The organism is Saccharopolyspora montiporae (assembly GCF_015209505.1).
GTDB lineage: Bacteria > Actinomycetota > Actinomycetes > Mycobacteriales > Pseudonocardiaceae > Saccharopolyspora > Saccharopolyspora montiporae.
Genome location: NZ_JADEYC010000027.1, coordinates 17211 through 34670 on the forward strand (window position 1 = coordinate 17211; position 17460 = coordinate 34670).

Genomic DNA, 17460 nt, shown 5'->3' on the forward strand with positions numbered 1-17460 from the left:
CCCGCCCATGCAACGCCGGGACCGGTGCGACGGCGGGTCCGTCCGTCAGCGCGCGGGACCGGCCAGCACGTCCAGTTCGGCGAGGGCGCGCTGCGGCGGCGGGCCGCCGTGCACGACGTGCTGCAGGTAGGACTCGGCCACCAGCAGCTTGCGCGCACCGCCGGGCCCGCCGGCTTCGTGGTCGGCCTGCTCGAACAGCAGCGCCGCCTGCACCACCTGGGCGGCGTGCCAGGAGAAGTCGCCGGCGGCGGCCTGGGCCTGCTCATCGGGCGCGGCCAGCAGCGCGGTACCTTGCTCGCGCAGCCCCTCGGCCGCGGCAGCGACCGGTTCGGCCGCGGCGGCGACCTCCGGATCGCGCAGGCCACCGAGCCGAGCGAGCAGGTCGTCGGCCAGCAGTTCCTGTGCGGACTCCTTGCGCACGCAGCGCAGCACGTCCAGCGCGATGACGTTGCTGGAGCCCTCCCAGATCGAACCGAGGTGCGCATCGCGCACGAGGCGCGGGTTGATCCAGTCCTCGATGTAGCCGTTGCCGCCGCGGATCTCCATCGCCTCCCCGGTGACCTGGCGGGCCAGCTTGCACAGGTGGTACTTGCCCAGCGGGGTGAGCACCCGCACCAGCGTGCGGGCGGTCTCGTCCCCGGCATCGGCGCGGTCCAGCGCGGCCGCGGCTTCGAGCACGAAACCCAGCCCGGCCTCGGCGTGCAGCAGCATCGGCAGCAGGGTGCGCCGCATCAGCGGCTGGTCGAACAGCAGCGAGCCGAACGCCGTGCGCTGCCGGGTGTGCACCAGCGATTCGTGCACCGCCCGGCGCATCAGCGCCGCGGCGCGCATCGCGTTGGACAGCCGGGAGACGTTGACCATCTCGGCCATCTGCCGGAATCCGCGGGACAGCTCACCGACCGGCAGCGCCTCGGCACCCTCCAGCGTCACCTCGCCGCTGGCCATCGACCTGCTGCCCATCTTGTCCTTGAGCCGGTCGATCCGGTAGCCGTTGCGCCGGCCGTCCGGCAGCGCGCGCGGGACCAGGAACATGCCCAGCCCCCGGGTGCCCGCTCCGCCACCGGGAACCCGGGCCAGGGTGAGCACCACCCCGGCATCGACGTTGGAGGCGAACCACTTGCGACCGGTCAGCCGCCACCGGCCGCCGGACTCCACCGCCTCGGTGGCGGTGCTACCCACATCGCTACCGCCCTGCTGCTCGGTCATGAACATTGCCCCGGTGCTCAGCTGCTCCCACCGAGTGGCGGTCAGCGCGCCGATGTGCTCGTCGAACAGCTGCGGATCGCCGAACCGGCGCAGCACCCGCGCCGCGGAATCGGTCATGGAAACCGGGCAGAACAGACCGAACTCGGACTGCACGAACACGTAGGACAGCGCGTACTTGACCACGTGCGGGACCCGCCCGGTCCAGCCGTGCACCCCGGAGCGGTGCGACATGGCCGCGAAGCCGAAGCGTTCGAAGGCCAGCCGCGACATCTGCCGGTAGGCGGGATGGAACTCGACCCGGTCGATGCGTTCGCCGTCCGGGGAGTACTGGCGCAGCTGCGGGGGGTTGGCCTCGGCCGCGGCGGCGAGCTCGTCGAGTTCACCGGAGGCCACCTCGCCGACGTCGCGCAGCACCGGTTCGGTCAGCGGCATCTCGTCCGCGGCGTAGCGGTTCAGCAGCGGGCGCAGGGCGGGATCGGTATCGGCGAAGCTCATATCTGCGAACGCTTCCACCGGGCCGGTGGTGGTGTCCAATACCGATCCGGCCGCCCACTGTGTCGTCCCGGCGAACCAAACTCCGCCGCGGGGCGGCCTTTCGACCCGGAGACCGGATGCGGACCCGCTCGGCGACGATTCGTCCGGTTCCAGCAGCGGCGGTCCCGCCGCGCGATCCGGAATCCGGATGCGCACCGCGATGGCGTGATCACGTTCGGTAGTATGCGTGGTCCGCGGACCGCCCACCGGGGACGGCCGCCGATACCGACGAGGAGGACCATGTGGGCTCGGCTCCGGCACCGCTGGTCGCGGCGCCGCCAGGACAAGGCCATGCAGCGCAGACGCGTCCGGGTCCAGCTCTGATGTCGGCCACCCGTGGCCACGCCGCCCGGCTGGCCGTGTGGGTGCGCACCGCGCAGTGGGCCCTGGACGAGTTCGCCTTCGCGCTCCCGCGCGGCGAGCCGAGCCCGCGCGAATGCCACCGCGTCGCCGACGGTCTCGTGCAGCTGGCCGCGGCCATCCGCCGCTACGCCGATGAACCGCGTGCCGGATTGCCGAACGGGGACGGGCCGGACACCGCCAGCTGATCGGCCCGACCGCCAGCGGCGCGCCGCAGCACGTCCTACGGTGGAACGGTGACCGACGACGAGCGCAACGACCCCGCGATGCGCGGCAAACGCACCCTGGTCCTGCTGCGGCACGCGAAATCGGCGTGGCCGCAGGACACCGAGGACTTCGACCGCCCGCTCAACGACCGCGGCGAGCGCGATGCCGCCGCCGCGGGCCGCTGGTTGGGCACACACCGGCCGGGCATCGAGCTGGTGCTGTGCTCATCGGCGTTGCGCGCCCGCCGCACCTGGGAACTCGCCGCCGGCCAGATCCCCGCCGCGCCGACCGTGCGCTACGAACCACGGCTCTACGCAGCATCCGGGGCGCAGCTGCTCGACGTGGTGCGCGGGGCGCCCTCGACCGTGCTGACCATCCTGCTCATCGCGCACAACCCGGGCCTGGAGGAGCTGGTCGGGCAGCTCACCGGCGAGCCCACCGAACTCAAGACCGCGGGAATCGCCGCGCTGACCGCCGATGCGCACTGGAGCGGGCTCACCCGCGCCGGGGCCGCCGAGTTCGCCAAACCACGCGGCTGATCACCTGCCGCGCCAGGTGATCAGCGCATCCAGCGCCTCCACCCGCGATCCGTCCACCAGCAGCGGGTTGACCTCCAGCGACTCCAGATCCGGGCCCAGCCCGTCGGCCAGGTCTCCGATCTGCAGCACCACGTCGACCAGCGCGTCGAGATCGGCGGGCCGCTGTCCGCGGGCACCGTGCAGCAGTCCCGCCCCGCGCAGCCTGTCGAACGCCGCGCGCACCTCGGCGCGCCCGGCCGGCAGCAGGCACAGCTCGGTGTCGGCGAGCACCTCTACCCAGATCCCGCCCAGTCCCACGGCCAGTACCGGTCCCCACACCGGATCGCGCAGCACGCCCACCAGCAGCTCCACCCCGCCGGTGCGCTGCGGCTGCAGCAGCACGCCCTCCCCGGTGCGCCGCTGCTCGTGCAGCACCGCGGCGACCTCGCGGTACGCGGTGCGCACGGCCTCGGCATCCGCCAGGTCCAACCGCACCCCGCCGATATCGCTCTTGTGCCCGAGCCCATCGGCGACCGCCTTGAGCACCACCGGGTAGCCGATCGCCTCGGCCGCGGACACCGCCGTGTCCTCGTCGGCGGCCCGCCGCGCGGGCACCACCGGGATTCCGTGCTCGGCCAGCAACCCGGCCGCCCGGTACTCGCTCCAGGTCCCGGACGCACCGGCCGGCACGGCCACCGGCGACCGCGGCGCGGGAACCTTCGGGGGCTCGCGCACGGCCGCCGACCAGCGCACCAGGGCGCCCAACGCGCTCATCCCGTGCTCCATACCGCCCGCCACGTGCGGGAAACCGGCCTCGCGGTGCAGTCTCCGGGCGAACTCGCCGACATCGGTGCACACGTTGGACACCACGGCCACCGGAACGGGCGCCCGGCGGATCCGCTCGGCGTTGGCGCGGAACACCTCCAGCGCCACCTCCGGCTGCGGCGGTTCGGCGCGCGGCAGGTCGGCCAGCAGCAGCACCGCGTCGATGCCCGGATCCTCGGCCACGACCTCCAGCGCACGCCCCAGCAGGCTGCGATCGAGCACCACGTAGCCGGTGACGTCCAGCGGATTGTTGGCCGCGGCGAAATCCGGCAGCAGCTCGGCCAGCGCGGTCCGGGTCGCCGCGCTGAACTCGGGCAGCTGCAACCCCTCGTCGGCGGCGCGATCGGCGAGGATCTCCGAAGCACCGCCGGACGGCGTCACCACCCCGATGCGGTCGCCGCGCACGGGCCCGACCTCGGCGAGCATCCCGGCGGTGATGATGAGGTCTTCCAGCGAGTGCACCCGGATCACACCGCAGCGGCGCAGCGCCGCATCCGCGACCCGGTCGTCGCCGACGAGCGCACCGGTGTGCGCCTGCGCCGTGCGCACCGCCTGCTCACTAGTACCGACCTTCAGCGCCACGATCGGCTTGCCCGCGTCCGCGGCACGCCGCGCGGCCCGGACGAACTCCTCCGGGCGCCGGATCTGCTCCAGGAACAGGGCGATGACCCGGGTGTCCGGATCGTCGATGAGGTGCTCCAGCACATCGGTGACCGTGACGTCGGTTTCGTTGCCCATCACCGCCAGCAGCCCGAATCCCAGGTCGCGGGCCTGGCAGAAGTTCAGCACCGCACTGGCCAGCGCGCCGCTGTGCAGCACGATCCCGACCGAACCCGCGCGCAGCGGGTGCGGCACCGGCAGGCCGTACGGGATCGCCCGGGTCGCGGCGTTGATGTACCCGTTGCCGTTGGGCCCCAGCACGGTCAGCCCGTGCGCAGCGGCGAACTCGGCGATCTCGCGCTCCCGTCGCGCACCCTCCTCCCCCGCCTCGCCGAATCCCGCGGTGAGCACCACGAAACTCCGCACCCCGCAGGCGGATCCGTCGCGCAGCACGTCGAGCACCGCCGCGGTCGGCACCATCACGTAGGCCAGGTCGACCGGTTCCGGGATCGCGGACAGGCTCGGGTGGGCCGGCTGCCCGTGCACCGTGCTCGCGTGCGGGTTGACCAGGTGGACCGGTCCGGGGAACCCGTGCTCGCGCAGGTTCTGGAACGCCGTCGCCGACCAGCCGGACTTGTCGGTGGCCCCGACCAGCGCAATCGAGCGCGGGTTGAACAGCGCCCCCACCCGTTGCGCGCGATCGGTGGTGACGGCGGTCATCGGGTCACCCGGAAGCACGGCAGCGCCGGGGCGTCGGCACCGCCGAGGCGGGTGACCCGCAGCTCGACCCGGTCGCCGATGTCCACCTGCGCCGACTCCACGATCCGGGTCATCATCCGCACCCCCTCGTCGACGTCGACCAGCGCCACGGTGAACGGGGCCTGCCCGGCGAACGCGCCGAACGCGCGGTGCGCGACGGTCCAGCTGTGCACGGTGCCGGTACCGCGCGCGGTGAACCAGTCCAGCCGCTGCCCGAAGCAGCCCGGGCACACCGACCGCGGGTAGAACACCGCACGCCCGCAGTCCGCGCACCGCTGCAACCGCAGTTCACCTCGTTCGACGCCGTCCCAGAACGGGCGCGTCTCGGCATCCGCCTCGATCCCGACCATGTCAGCCCCTTCCCAGCACGATGGTGGACGTGGACGACAGCACCCCGCCGGTTCCGTGGGCGAGGGCGAGTTCCGCTCCGGGCACCTGCCGCTGCGTGCCGGCGAAATCGCCGCGCAGCTGCCGGGTCGCCTCGATGAGCAGGTAGATGCCGTACATACCGGGATGGGTGTGCGCGAGCCCGCCGCCGTTGGTGTTCATCGGCAGCGACCCACCCGGGGCGGTGCGGCCGGAGGCGACCAGGGCACCGGCCTGCCCGGGGGCGCAGAACCCGAGGGATTCCAGGCTCAGCAGCACGGTGATGGTGAACGAGTCGTAGATCTCCAGCACATCGATGTCGTCGCGCTCGACCCCGGCCATCCGCAGCGCCGCCGGTCCGGTGCTCGCGGCCGCGGTGGTGGTCAGGTCGGGCATGTTCGCGATCGTGCTGTGCGTGGTGGCCTCGGCGTGCCCGAGCACGTGCACCGGGCGGGTGGCCACATCGGCCCAGCGGTCCTCGGCGGCCACCACGACCGCACCACCGCCGTCGGTGACCAGGCAGCAATCCAGCGCGTGCAGCGGTTCGCACACCAGCGGCGAGGCGAGCACGTCGTCGACGGTGAGCGGTTCTCGGCGCTGGGCCAGCGGATTCAACGCCGACCATGCGCGGGCGGCCACCGCCACCTCGGCCAGCTGCGCGGAGGTGGCGGCGTATTCGTGCAGGTAGCGGGTCGCGGCCAACGCGTAAGCACCGACCGGGGTGGGCAGGCCGAACGGCGCCTCGAACTGCTCGGTGAGCCGGGCTGCGCGCGGCTGGTTGCGCGAGCGGTCGGTGCGCTGGGTGCTGCCGTAGGCGAGCACGGCCACGTCGATCTGCCCGGCCTGCACGGCCGCCGCCGCGTGACCGAGGTGCGCTTCGAACGACGAGCCGCCGATGTTGGTGCCGTCCAGCATCGTCGGGCGCATGCCCAGGTATTCGGCCAGCGTCAGCGCCGGGGACCAGGACCAGCCGCCCGCGGTGAACAGGGCGTCCACGTCCTCGCGGCCGAGCCCGGCCTCGCCCAGCGCGGCGGACACGGCCATCGCCTGCTGGGACAGCGCGGTCAGATGCGGTGTCTTGCCCTGCTCGGATTCGGCCACCCCGACGATGGCGGCACGACGTCGTGCGCTCACTGCCGACTCCCTCCGGCCGCGGTGCGGCCCGATACAGGTGTGGGAGTGCTGCGGATCGTGGTGACGGACGGGACTTCCTCCGAATCGCACTCTAGGCACACCGGCCGCGTCCGCCTATCGGCCGGACGAGTAACGCCGGAACCGGCCGCGGATGCGCACATCTCGGCGACAGTGCACCGCCGGGCGGCCGGATGGTTCTAGAATGCCGTTGCACGACGACGGATCCGGGCGGTGGCGCATGGGCAGCGGCAGGACGGGCGGCCACGCCTGGCAGTGGGGCCGGACCGCGCACACCCGCGGTGTGCTGCTGCAGGCCGCCCGCGAGGTGTTCGGCGAGCACGGCTACTCCGAGTCCGGGGTCGCCGAGGTCGTCGGGCGCGCGGGATCCAGCGTGGGCAGCCTCTACCACCACTTCGGCGGCAAGGCGGGCCTGTTCCTCGCGCTGTGGGAGGACTACCAGGCCGCGCAGGAGCAGAGCGCGATCGCGGCGGTGGCCTCCGCGCGTGGCGACGGTGAGCAGGACGGGTTGGCCCTGTTCAACCTCGGCGCCCGCGCGTTCCTGGAAGGCTCGTGGCAGCACCGCGATCTGGTGCGGCTGTTCATGGACGGCGACGCACCACCCGGGTTCGAGCTGGTCCGGCGCACCCGGGGCCGGGAATGGGTGCGGCAGAACGCGGTCCTGCTCGGTGCAGGCAGCGACCCGGTGGATCGGGTGACCGTGGCGGTGCTGACCACCGCCATCGGCGAAGCGAGCAGGGAAGTGGCGACCTGCTCGACGAAACGAGAGGCCAACGAGGTCCTGGAGGCCGCGCTGCGGCTGATCCGCCGCCTGGACCCGTTGGACGTGGCAGACGAGGAGACGTAGTGGCCGACGCGACCGGTGCCCAGCCGTTCTTCACCCGCTCCGGCGAGCAGCTGCTGCCCGCCGGGCACGCCGACAGCCCGTGGGCGCCGAACATGATGCACGGCAGGCTGTTCGGCGGCCTGCTGGCCCGGGAACTGGAGACCGAGCACGGCGACGAGCAGTTCCACTTCGCCCGGCTCACCGTCGACCTGTTCCGCAGCGCCCGGCTGGATCCGGTGCGCACCACCAGCACCCGGGTGCGCGACGGGCGGCGCATCCGCGTCGCCGACGCCGAGGTGCGTGCCGGGGACTCGGTCGTGGCCCGGGCCAGCGCGGTCCTGCTGCGCCGGGGTGCGCATCCGGCGGGCACCGTCGTCGAAACGCAGCCGTGGGACGCACCGCGGCCCGAGGACCTGCCCGGTCCGCGGGAACGCACCCAGGGCTGGATCCCGCCGTTCGACACCTGGATGCTGGACGCGCACAACGAGCCCTGCGCCGACCTGGGCGCCGGCACCGCGCGGCGCGCCTGGCTGCGCGACCGGCACCCGCTGCTGGCCGGCGAGCCGGTCTCGCCGTTCGTGCGGGCCGCGCTGGCCGCGGATTTCGCCAGCCCGCTGGCCAACTACGGTGCCGACGGGCTGGAGTACATCAACGCCGACTACACGCTGACGCTGAGCAGGCTGCCGATCAGCGAGGAGATCGGGCTGGAGTCCACCGGGCACGTCAGCGACGACGGCGTAGCCGCAGCCGAGTGCACCATGCACGACACGGCGGGCCCGATCGGCTTCTGCACGGTCACCGCGGTCTCGAACGCGTCGTCACACTAGCCAGCCGACGTGGTCGCGGAACCGCCCGGCAAGGCGGGCCCGCGGGAGCCGGCGCAGAAACTCCCGCGGGCCGTCGAAGTCGGGCATCTGCACCACCGCCGCCCCCACACCGTGCGGATCGTGCGCGTCGGACCCCGCTACGACGGGGATGCCGCGTTCCGCGGCGAATTCGGCGGCGGCGGTGTTGTGCGCGGAGTCGCGCACCTTCGCGTTGCACACCTCCACCACGTCGAGCAGGCCGGTCTCGTGCAGGTGGCACAGGCCCGGAGCGCCGAGCCCGCGCCGGTCGGGGTCCATCGGATGCGGGGCGCTGACGAGCCCGCCCTGGGCGCGGATGCGGTCGGCCACCTCGTCGAGCCCGAGGACGTACGGGATCCGTTCGGTCAGGAACAGCCCGATGACCTCACCGCACCGGGTGCGGATCTCCTCGCCGACCACGACCCGCGCGCCGATGCCGCGCTGCAGTGCCGCCCACGCCCCGTCCAGCGTGTGGTGGTCGGTCACGCACACCACGTCCAGCCGGTGGGCGGCGACCCGCTCGGCGAGCTGCTCGATCGTGGTCACGGCGTCGCCGGAGTGCACGGTATGCAGGTGGCAATCCACCCGCACCCATCCCGGCGGCAGCGGACCGGGATCGGGCAGCTGCCAGGTCATTGCGGGATTCGGCCGTCCGTGCCGGCGTTGTCCCGGGCGTGCGCGACGAGGTCGGGGACGATGTCATCGAGTTCGGCGGGGTCCCACCGCTGGTCGCGCTGCACGCCGGGTCCGGCGATCCAGCCCTCGGCGACGCTGATCGTGCCACCGCGCACGTTGAACACCCGGCCGGTGATGCCCTGGGCTTTCGGACCTGCCAGCCAGACCACCAGGGGGGCGATGTTGTCCGGGTCGGCGGCGTCGAACTCGCCCTGCTCGGCGCGCACCTGCCTGCCGAGTAGGTCGGTCATCCGGGTCAGCGCAGCGGGTGCGATGGCGTTGACCGCAATGCCGTAGCGCTGCATCTCGCGGGCGGCGATCACCGTCAGGCCGGCGATGCCCGCCTTGGCGGCACCGTAGTTGCCCTGCCCGGGGTTGCCGTAGATGCCCGAGGACGAGGTCGTGTTGATGACGCGCGCGTCCACGGCGCCGTCCCGCTTGGCCTTGCCGCGCCAGTAGGTCGCCGCATGCCGCAGCGGGGCGAACGTTCCCTTGAGGTGCACCCGCACGACGTCATCCCACTCCTGCTCGGTCATGTTGAACAGCATCCGGTCGCGCAGGATCCCCGCGTTGTTGACCAGCACGTCCAACCCACCGAACTGATCCACAGTGGACTCGACCAATCGTTGCGCACCGGCGAAATCGGCCACGTCGTCGCCGTTGGCGACGGCCTGCCCGCCTTCCGCGCGGATCGTCTCGACCACCTCGCCCGCCGCGTCCGGGGAAGAACCGCTGCCGTCCACCTCGGCACCGAGATCGTTGACCACCACCTTCGCGCCCTGGCGGGCGAACTCCAGCGCGTGAGCGCGGCCGATGCCGCGCGCAGCTCCGGTCACGACGACGATCCGCCCTGCGGCGATACCGGCCATGGGCTCTCCTCCCGACAGGCGCGGATGTCCGCGCACCTGCGGGCAACGTGCCGAGCCGCGCCGACGGGTGTCAAGTCCTCTTGCCCGAATGGCCGCTGCGGGCGCGGCGCCGAACCGAATAAGATTCCAAAATTGTCGGCGGGGTTACCGCATCCCGGTCTCCGCCGAGTCCGCCCGGCGGGCTGGCGCAACACCGGGCGGGCCCGCGTCGTTCAAGTGGGTCTGCCGCACATGGGTTCTCGCAACCGGTCCGAGCCGCAGTCGGCATATGCCTGGCGGGTGCTGTCGGTGGTCAGCCTCGCCAGCGTGCTCACCGGATTGGGCACGAGTTCGCTGAACGTGGCACTGCCGCAGGTGGCCGGGCATTTCGACGCCAGCGCCACCGCCGCGAGCTGGATGCTGCTGTCGTTCATGCTCACCACCACCTCGCTGATGGTGTTGTTCGGCAGGCTCACGGATCTGTTCGGCAGGCGCAGCATGTACCTGTGCGGCCTGGCCGTGTACGCCGCGGCGAGCCTGCTGCTGGGGTTCTCCCCGCACGAATGGGTCCTCATCGGACTGCGCGTGGTGCAGGCCGCCGGTGCGACGCTGCTGCTGACCAACAGCGCCGCGCTGGTGACCGCGGCGTTCCCGCGCGAGCACCTCGGCCGGGGTATGGGCATATACCTGGCGTCGTTTTCCGTGGCCCAGCTGCTCGGACCGGTGCTCGGCGGGTTCCTCAGCCACCGGTTCGGCTGGGAATGGGTGTTCTGGAGCAACGTGCCCGTCGGACTGTGCTGCCTGCTGTGGGGCGCGGCGGTGCTGCGTCCGTCTCCGCCCGCGGACCCCGATCGCGGGATCGACGCACTGGGCAACCTGCTCGTGCTGGCCTGCCTGGGCAGCTTCCTACTGGGCTTGGCACAGGTCGGCCAGTACGGCTGGGACCACCCGCTGGTGCTCGGTTCGTTCGCCGTCTTCGCCGTGCTGGCCCCGGTGTTCGCCGTCGTCGAGCGGCGCACCCGCCGGCCCGCGGTGGACCTGGCGCTGTTCGCCGAAGGGGGATTCTCCTTCGGCCTGGCCGCCGCGCTGTTCAACACCATCGCCCGGATGGCCGTGGTGCTGCTGATCGCCCTGTTCTACCAGGCGGTGCTGGCCGAGGACCCGGTCAGCGCGGGGATGAAGGTTCTGCTGCTGCCACTGACGACGATGGTGGCCTCCGCGGTGGCCGGGATGCTGCAGAGCAGGTGGCGGGCGCGCACCATCGCCACGACCGGCTCCGCGCTCAGCGCGGCCGGACTCGTGGTGTTGGCTCTGGCGGTGACCCCGCAGGCGCACTACCCGCCGATCGCGGTCGGGCTCGTGGTGCTCGGCATCGGATCGGGGATGTTCATGCCCGCCAACGCCACCGAGGTGCTCGACCGCATCCCGCCGGGTCGGATCGGCATCGGCAACGCGATGCGGCTGGCGGTGCAGAACGTCGGCGTCATGCTCTCCACCGCGCTGTCGTTGACCATCATCACCGCGCCGCTGCCGGAAGCGCTGCGCGCGGCCGTCTTCGACGGCACCGTGCACGGGATCTCCGACGCCGCCGTGCAGCAGCTGGTGTTCGGCTACCGGATCGCGCTGCTGAGCATGGCCGTCCTGGCGCTGTGCGGCGTGGCCGCCTGCGCGGGGGCGGCCCGCGCGCTGCGTCGATCCCCGGCGCTGACCGGGGCCGGCACCGGCGAGCGCAGCTGAGCGCGGCGGTCACTCCTGCTCGGGCAGCACGGCCGGGATCCGGGCGACGGCGGCCAGTGATTCCACGACGAAGTACACCGCGCGGAAGAACAGCAGCACGTCCCCCTCGACCAGCCGCATCCTGCGATACATCAGCAACCGCCCCGGATCGGCACCGTCCAGCAGTTCCCGCCACACGGCGGGCTCGGCCGCCAGCACGTAGTCGGCCGCCGGGCTGCGCCGGATCTCCCCGCTGGTGCACGTGCCGCTCTTCCACTGCAACCGCAGGTAGGACGTCCCGGTGGCCCGGTGCATGCCCAGCGCCCAGGACGCCGAGTGCTCCCCGCGCACCCGCTCGATCCAGTCCCAGTACGTGTCGAGCTTGCCCGCGCGCACGGTCTCGTCCGGTCCGCGCTGCACGGCCTCGCGCGCCAGGCCAGCCCATCGCGGGGTGAACAGTTCCACGCTCATCGGTCATCCTCCGGCGAGTTCGGGTTCGATCCGGCTGACCATCGCCTCCACGTCCGGCGCCAGCCCGATCCCGACGTCGGAGAGCTTCATCCGCAGCTGGCGGATCATCAGCGCCCGCACCTCCTCCGGTGTCCAGCCCAGCGATTCCAGCGCCAGCCTGCGGCTCGTGGCGCTGTTGATGGACAGGATGGTGCGCAGCGTGTCGTGTACCTCCAGCAGCAACCGCGGATCGGCGTCCACCGACTCGCGCAGGAAGCGCATCCCACCCTGCACGTGCCGGGCCTCGTCGCGACAGGTGGCGGTGAAACCGGCGTAATACCCCGGCAGGAACCCGCGGTTGCGGCAGTAGCTCAACGTGATCTTCATGACCGACAGCGCCAGCACGCCCTCGATCCAGAGGAAGTAGTTGGTGCCGTAGCGCACCCGCAGCACCGGGTTCTCCGGATCCCGGCGCAGCTCCTCGGCCTGGTAGGCCAACAGCCCGAACGGGCCGATGAACGTCTCCGAGACGTGCTCGAACGACGCGTCGAGCACGTCCTGGATCGAATCACCGGGCAGGCCCACCACTTCGCGGTAGAACCGGTCGAAGAACACGGTGTGCCGGGCCTCGTCCTCGATCTGGCTGGACATGAAGATCTTCGACTCCTCGCCGCCGCCGAGCATGAACACCGGCAGCTCCACCTCCACCTGCCGCTCGCCGTGGTGGAAGCCAGAGGAGATCGACACGAACGCGTCGCGCTCCTCCTGTGTCATCCGCTCGGCCCAGTCCGCCGCGTCGGCGGTGAAGTCGAGTTCGTAGACGTCCCAACGCTGCCGCAGATACCGGCGGTAGAGGTCGAGGTAGCCGGGCAACTTCTTGAGATCGCGGTGCACGTAGGCGAGCACGTCGTCGATATCGATACCGCCGATCGCGCTCAAGTCTGCCGCGTCGACGGTGTGCGGTCGGGTTCGCGTCACGATTGCACCTCTCGTTCTGCAGCGGGTCCGCCGACCGGCGCCGCGCGGCGCCACGGCCCGCGGAACAGGACCGTCATCGGAAGGAACACCAGCAGGCACAGCAGCGCCACCACCAGCCACGCCGACCAGCCAGACGTGGCCACCACCCGGGGCAGCGCCAGGACCACGAGCATCGCCACGATGCGGGTCAGGAACGAGAACACGCCCCAGGCACTGCCCTGCAGCCGCGGGTCGATGTCCTCGGTGTTCTCCGAGAAGTTGGCCATCCACGGCGCGTAGGCGGCACCCATGCCCGCACCCAGCAGCGCGCCGATGCCCACCAGCTGCCACAGCGCGATCCCGCCACCGCCCATGAGCACGACCAGCACCCCGGTCAGCAGCGCGGCCAACAGCGTGCCGCCCACCGCGAACGGTTTGCGCACCTGCAGCCGATCCGACATCCGGCCCACCAGCACGACCGTGGCCAGGTTCACGATCCAGAAGCAGCTCATCACCCCGGACGCCGCGGCAGCGCTGAGCCCGAAGGTCTGCACGAGCATGGTCTGGCCGAACAGCGACAGCGTCAGGTACAGCACCAGCCACACCGAGATGCCCACCACGTGCGCCCACACCACGCGGTGCTGGAACAGCACGCGCATGCGCACCGGACCCGCTTGCTGCGCGGCGGTGAGCGCGTGCTGCTCGGTCTGCTGGATCCGCGCGCGCAGCTGCGGGGCCAGATCGGCGATGTTCGCGGCGATGACCAGGGACACCACCAGCGAGATCGTGCCCATGATGACGAACTGGGAGCGCCACGAGTTGTCGAACAACTGCAGCGTCATCCCGGCGACCGCAGCGGCCAGGAAGTTGGCGCCGACCGGCCCCCAGGTCCAGAACGCGAACGCTTGCGCCCTGCCCATCCGCGGGGAGAAGTCGCGCACCAGTCCCGCGGTGGCGGCCACGGCCATCCCGTCCACCACCGCCAACGCCGCCCGGGCCACCAGCAGTTCCGCGGCAGTGCCGACCAGGGTCATCCCGTAGCACATGAGCGCGGTGACCAGCAGCAACGGGACGAGCAGCCGCACCCGGCCGACAGTGTCGGTGAGCCTGCCGCCGAGCATTCCGGCCAACGCACCGGCGACGAGTCCGACCGCCGAGATGGTGCCGTAGGTGACCAGGCTCAGGTCCAGATCGTCGAGCAGCAGCGGGACCGCCGGGGCGATCTGGCCCTCGTAGGAAACGATGAGGCTGGCCAGCACGGCCATGGTCAGGATCCGCATCCGCCGGCGCCCGGTCGGATACTCGGTGAGTTCGCGCAGGTAGGAGAGCCCCATTGCTCCCGCCCTTCTGCGGGGTCGGCGGTGCACCGCCCGACGTTGTCCGCCGCTGCGGCACTTCCCGTGAGCACCTCGGCGCCGCAACGATTTTCGTGATCGTGCGGACCGGGGCACTGCATCCCGAACCGCGCTCCAGAATTGCCCGGCAGCTCAGGGTCACCGGACGCGCACCCGGGTGTCAAGCACCGGCGCCGAGAACGCCCGCTCGGCGCAAGCACCGCGGAGCGCAGCCGATTCGTGCGATGACAGGCCGGGCCCGCCGGGTCTAGCATCGGGCCCGGCACGTGGGAACCCCCTGCACGACGGCGAAGTCCGGAGGGTGATCCGGTTGGCGTCCCCAGAACTCGGCCAGGTCGGTTTTCGGTTGCACGAGGACGATTCCGTCCTCATCGCGCGCACCGACATCGCACCCGGCACCTACCGCGACGGAGCCGCGGAGCTGACCGCGGCCGATCCCGTGCCCACCGGGCACAAACTCGCGCTGACCGACCTGGCCGCAGGCGCACCGATCCGCAAGTACGGCCAGGTCATCGGTTTCGCCGCGCGCGCGATCCGCGCGGGCGAGCACGTGCACACGCACAACGTCACCTACCGCGAGTTCGACCGCAGCCACGACTTCGGCGCCGCGGCCCGCCCCACCGACTACGTGCCCGCGGCGCAGCGGGCGACGTTCCGCGGTTTCCGGCGTCCGGACGGCCGCGTCGGCACCCGCAACTACCTGGCCGTGCTCACCACCGTGAACTGCTCGGCCACCGCCGCCAAGATGATCGCGCGCCGGGTGGAGACCTCCGGCGTGCTCGACGACTACCCGCACGTGGACGGGATCTGCCCGCTGACGCATACCCTCGGCTGCGGGCACAGCGGGACCGGCAACGAGGGCTTCGAGGTGCTGCGCCGCGCGCTGCGCGGATACGCCGGGCACCCGAACATCGCGGGCCTGCTCGTCGTCGGGCTGGGCTGCGAGGTCAACCAGGTGCGCGCGCTCACCGACGACCTCCGGCTGCCGCCGGGCCTGCCGGTGCACGCGATGACGATCCAGGAGCTCGGCGGCACCAAGAAAACGGTGGCCGAAGGGGTGCGCCGTATCGAGGAGATGCTGCCGGTGGCCGATGCGCACCGGCGCACCGAGGTGCCCGCGTCCGAGCTGGTGCTGGCCATGGAATGCGGTGGTTCGGACGGCTATTCCGGCATCACGGCCAATCCCGCGCTGGGTGCGGCCGCCGACCTGCTGATCCGCAACGGCGGCGCGGCCGCCTTCGGCGAGACGACCGAGATCTACGGCGCCGAGCACCTGCTGACCTCCCGCGCGGTCAGCCCGGAGGTCGGCCGCGCGCTCGTGGACCGCATCCGCTGGTGGGAGCAGCACGTGCAGCGGGACGGCAGCTCGATCAACAACAACCCCTCCCCCGGCAACAAGGACGGCGGGTTGACCACGATCCTGGAGAAGTCGCTGGGCGCGGCGGCCAAGGGCGGGACGACGAACCTCTGCGACGTGGTCGGCTACGCCGAGCCGATCAGCACCCGCGGCCTGGTGTTCATGGACACCCCGGGATACGACCCGGTCAACGCGACCGGGCTGATCGCCGGCGGGGCGCAGCTGATGTGCTTCACCACCGGGCGCGGTTCGGCGTTCGGGTGCAAGCCCGCGCCGAGCATCAAGCTGGCCACGAACACGCCGCTGTACGAGCGCATGCCCGACGACATGGACATCAACTGCGGAGCCGTGGCCGACGGGGCACGCAGCGTGGAGGAGATGGGCCGCGAGATCTTCGAGCACGTGCTGCGCGTGGCCTCCGGCGAGCAGACCTGCAGCGAGGAACTGGGCTACGGCGAGGAGGAGTTCGTGCCCTGGCACCTGTCCACGGTGCTGTGATCGGCGGGCGGCAGCGGGCGGCGGCGCAGCAGCGTCACCGCCCCGGTTGCGCCGGACACCCGGCGCGTCCACCGGATCGTGCGCCAGGCCCCGACGAGCAGCAGGGCCACCAGCGCGAGCATCGCCGCCCGGTACCGGTCGGCCGGTTCGAGGCCTGCGGCCAGTTCGAGCAGCACGCCCACCCCGAGCGCACCGAGCGCGGTCGCCGAGTGCCCGGCCGCGTTGACGATGCCGGTGGCGGTGCCCACCCCCTCGGCGGGCGCGTGCTCGCGCACGATCGCGAACGCCACGGTGGAGACCGGGCCACCGAAGGCGAACACCGCGAACGCCGCCACCACGATCCCGATCGGCGGAGCGGGAGACCAGGTCAGCAGCACCAGCCAGCACCCCGCGTTGGCGGTGAGGTAGCCCAGCACCAGCGGGATCCGGGCCGCCGGGCGGGATCCGGCCAGCGCACCGACCACCGGCCCGCCCACGACCTGGCCGATGATGAGCACGCTGAGCACGACACCGGCGGTGCCCTCGGCCATGCCCAGCCCATCGACCAGGTAGGGATAGCCCCACAGCAGGGACAGCGCCCCGGAGGCGAACATGGTCGCGAAGTGCACCCAGAACGCCAGCCGGGTGCTCGGCCGGGCCCAGGCCGCGCGGACCTGGCTGCGCAGCGGGGGCCGCCGGCCGCGATCGGCGCGCGGTGCGGCGCCTTCCCGGACGAAGGCCGCGGTCAGCGCCGCGTAGGCGAGGGTGCCGAGCCCGGCGGCCAGGAACGTCGGGACCCAGCCGATCCGGTCGAGCACCGCGGCCAGCGGGAAGGTCGCGGCCACTCCGCCGAGAGCACCCAGCGCGCTGGACGTGGTGGCCACCAGCGCGTACCGGCGGGCGCTGAACCCGGTGGCCACCAGGCGCAGCAAGCTCACCCACATCAGCGCGTCCCCGGTGCCGAGCACGGCGCGGCCCAGCAGCCCGAACGGGTACGACGTCGCCACGGCGAACAGCACCTGCCCGGTACCCAGCAGCAGTACGGCCAGGGTGAGGATCCGGCGCGCGCCGAACCGGTCGACGAGCAGCCCGGTGGGCACCTGCATGCTCGCGTAGATGCCGACCTGCAGGACGGTGAACGCGCTGAGCGCAGCCGGTCCGACGGCGAAGCGGTCCAGGGCCAGCGGTCCGGCCACGCCGAGGCTTCCCCGGTGGAACACCGCGGCGACATAGGCGACCACCGCCACCGACCAGATCCACCACGCCCGCCGTGCCGACCGGTCGGCAGTCACCGCCCGCCCCTTCCGCTCTCGATGTCGCGGCACGATCCGCCGCACGTCCATCGTCTCGCCCGGCGGACGGAAAAGCAGCATGCCGTCGGCCACATTCCCGGAAGACGGGAACGCCAGCGTCCTCAGTGGACGATT

At 72.2% G+C, this 17460-nt stretch carries 16 protein-coding genes; 6 read left to right on the top strand and 10 right to left on the bottom strand.

The window, feature by feature from the left end; genetic code table 11:
- Positions 1-45 precede the first annotated feature (45 nt).
- Complete coding sequence (locus IQ251_RS15540) at positions 46-1719, bottom strand: acyl-CoA dehydrogenase family protein (protein ID WP_370591426.1); 1674 nt, start codon at positions 1717-1719, stop codon at positions 46-48.
- 344 nt (positions 1720-2063) lie between these two features.
- Between IQ251_RS15540 and IQ251_RS15545 the strand changes: the two genes are divergently transcribed.
- Together IQ251_RS15545 and IQ251_RS15550 are read left to right on the top strand one after the other, a co-directional pair.
- Complete coding sequence (locus IQ251_RS15545) at positions 2064-2288, top strand: hypothetical protein (RefSeq protein WP_193929312.1); 225 nt, start codon at positions 2064-2066, stop codon at positions 2286-2288.
- A 48-nt stretch (positions 2289-2336) separates the two neighbouring features.
- A complete protein-coding gene (locus IQ251_RS15550) occupies positions 2337-2846 on the top strand; it encodes a SixA phosphatase family protein (RefSeq protein ID WP_370591427.1) in 510 nt (169 codons plus the stop codon).
- Here the strand turns inward: IQ251_RS15550 and IQ251_RS15555 are convergent, their stop codons facing one another.
- From IQ251_RS15555 to IQ251_RS15565, 3 genes are read right to left on the bottom strand one after another with little or no spacing between them, the layout of a single operon-like run.
- Positions 2847-4970, bottom strand: coding sequence for an acetate--CoA ligase family protein (locus tag IQ251_RS15555; RefSeq protein ID WP_193929313.1), 2124 nt, complete (start codon positions 4968-4970; stop codon positions 2847-2849). It abuts the gene before it with no gap.
- Positions 4967-5359 (bottom strand): Zn-ribbon domain-containing OB-fold protein, encoded by a 393-nt coding sequence (locus IQ251_RS15560; protein WP_193929314.1) that lies wholly within the window; start codon positions 5357-5359, stop codon positions 4967-4969. The genes IQ251_RS15555 and IQ251_RS15560 overlap by 4 nt, the downstream gene beginning before the upstream one ends.
- Before the next feature lies 1 nt (position 5360).
- Positions 5361-6509, bottom strand: coding sequence for an acetyl-CoA acetyltransferase (locus IQ251_RS15565; protein ID WP_193929315.1), 1149 nt, complete (start codon positions 6507-6509; stop codon positions 5361-5363).
- Between the two features lie 202 nt (positions 6510-6711).
- Between IQ251_RS15565 and IQ251_RS15570 the strand changes: the two genes are divergently transcribed.
- Together IQ251_RS15570 and IQ251_RS15575 are read left to right on the top strand one after the other, a co-directional pair.
- Positions 6712-7374 carry a TetR/AcrR family transcriptional regulator gene (locus tag IQ251_RS15570; protein ID WP_228047110.1) on the top strand — a complete coding sequence of 221 codons (663 nt, stop codon included), beginning with the start codon at positions 6712-6714 and terminating at the stop codon, positions 7372-7374.
- Positions 7374-8180, top strand: coding sequence for a thioesterase family protein (locus tag IQ251_RS15575; protein WP_370591428.1), 807 nt, complete (start codon positions 7374-7376; stop codon positions 8178-8180). Before IQ251_RS15570 ends, IQ251_RS15575 begins: the two co-directional genes overlap by 1 nt.
- Here IQ251_RS15575 and IQ251_RS15580 read toward each other — a convergent pair.
- Both IQ251_RS15580 and IQ251_RS15585 read right to left on the bottom strand, forming a co-directional pair.
- Positions 8172-8834 (bottom strand): PHP domain-containing protein, encoded by a 663-nt coding sequence (locus IQ251_RS15580; RefSeq protein WP_193929316.1) that lies wholly within the window; start codon positions 8832-8834, stop codon positions 8172-8174. The genes IQ251_RS15575 and IQ251_RS15580 overlap by 9 nt on opposite strands.
- Positions 8831-9742: an SDR family oxidoreductase gene (locus IQ251_RS15585; RefSeq protein WP_193929317.1), complete on the bottom strand. Its 912-nt coding sequence runs from the start codon at positions 9740-9742 to the stop codon at positions 8831-8833. The genes IQ251_RS15580 and IQ251_RS15585 overlap by 4 nt, the downstream gene beginning before the upstream one ends.
- 231 nt (positions 9743-9973) lie before the next feature.
- Here IQ251_RS15585 and IQ251_RS15590 point away from each other — a divergent pair, with 231 nt between their 5' ends.
- Positions 9974-11458: an MFS transporter gene (locus tag IQ251_RS15590; protein ID WP_193929318.1), complete on the top strand. Its 1485-nt coding sequence runs from the start codon at positions 9974-9976 to the stop codon at positions 11456-11458.
- Between the two features lie 9 nt (positions 11459-11467).
- Here IQ251_RS15590 and IQ251_RS15595 read toward each other — a convergent pair whose 3' ends face one another.
- From IQ251_RS15595 to IQ251_RS15605, 3 genes are read right to left on the bottom strand one after another with little or no spacing between them, the layout of a single operon-like run.
- Positions 11468-11908 carry a hypothetical protein gene (locus IQ251_RS15595; RefSeq protein WP_193929319.1) on the bottom strand — a complete coding sequence of 147 codons (441 nt, stop codon included), beginning with the start codon at positions 11906-11908 and terminating at the stop codon, positions 11468-11470.
- Between the two features lie 3 nt (positions 11909-11911).
- On the bottom strand, positions 11912-12865 hold the full coding sequence (locus IQ251_RS15600) for a ribonucleotide-diphosphate reductase subunit beta (RefSeq protein WP_193929320.1): 954 nt from the start codon (positions 12863-12865) through the stop codon (positions 11912-11914).
- Positions 12862-14178 (bottom strand): MFS transporter, encoded by a 1317-nt coding sequence (locus IQ251_RS15605; RefSeq protein ID WP_193929321.1) that lies wholly within the window; start codon positions 14176-14178, stop codon positions 12862-12864. The genes IQ251_RS15600 and IQ251_RS15605 overlap by 4 nt, the downstream gene beginning before the upstream one ends.
- A 331-nt stretch (positions 14179-14509) precedes the next feature.
- On the opposite strand from IQ251_RS15605, the gene IQ251_RS15610 reads away from it, so the two are divergent.
- A complete protein-coding gene (locus IQ251_RS15610) occupies positions 14510-16054 on the top strand; it encodes a UxaA family hydrolase (protein WP_193929322.1) in 1545 nt (514 codons plus the stop codon).
- Here IQ251_RS15610 and IQ251_RS15615 read toward each other — a convergent pair.
- Positions 16006-17325 carry an MFS transporter gene (locus tag IQ251_RS15615; RefSeq protein WP_193929323.1) on the bottom strand — a complete coding sequence of 440 codons (1320 nt, stop codon included), beginning with the start codon at positions 17323-17325 and terminating at the stop codon, positions 16006-16008. The two genes, IQ251_RS15610 and IQ251_RS15615, sit on opposite strands and share 49 nt — an antisense overlap.
- Between the last annotated feature and the right edge of the window lie 135 nt (positions 17326-17460).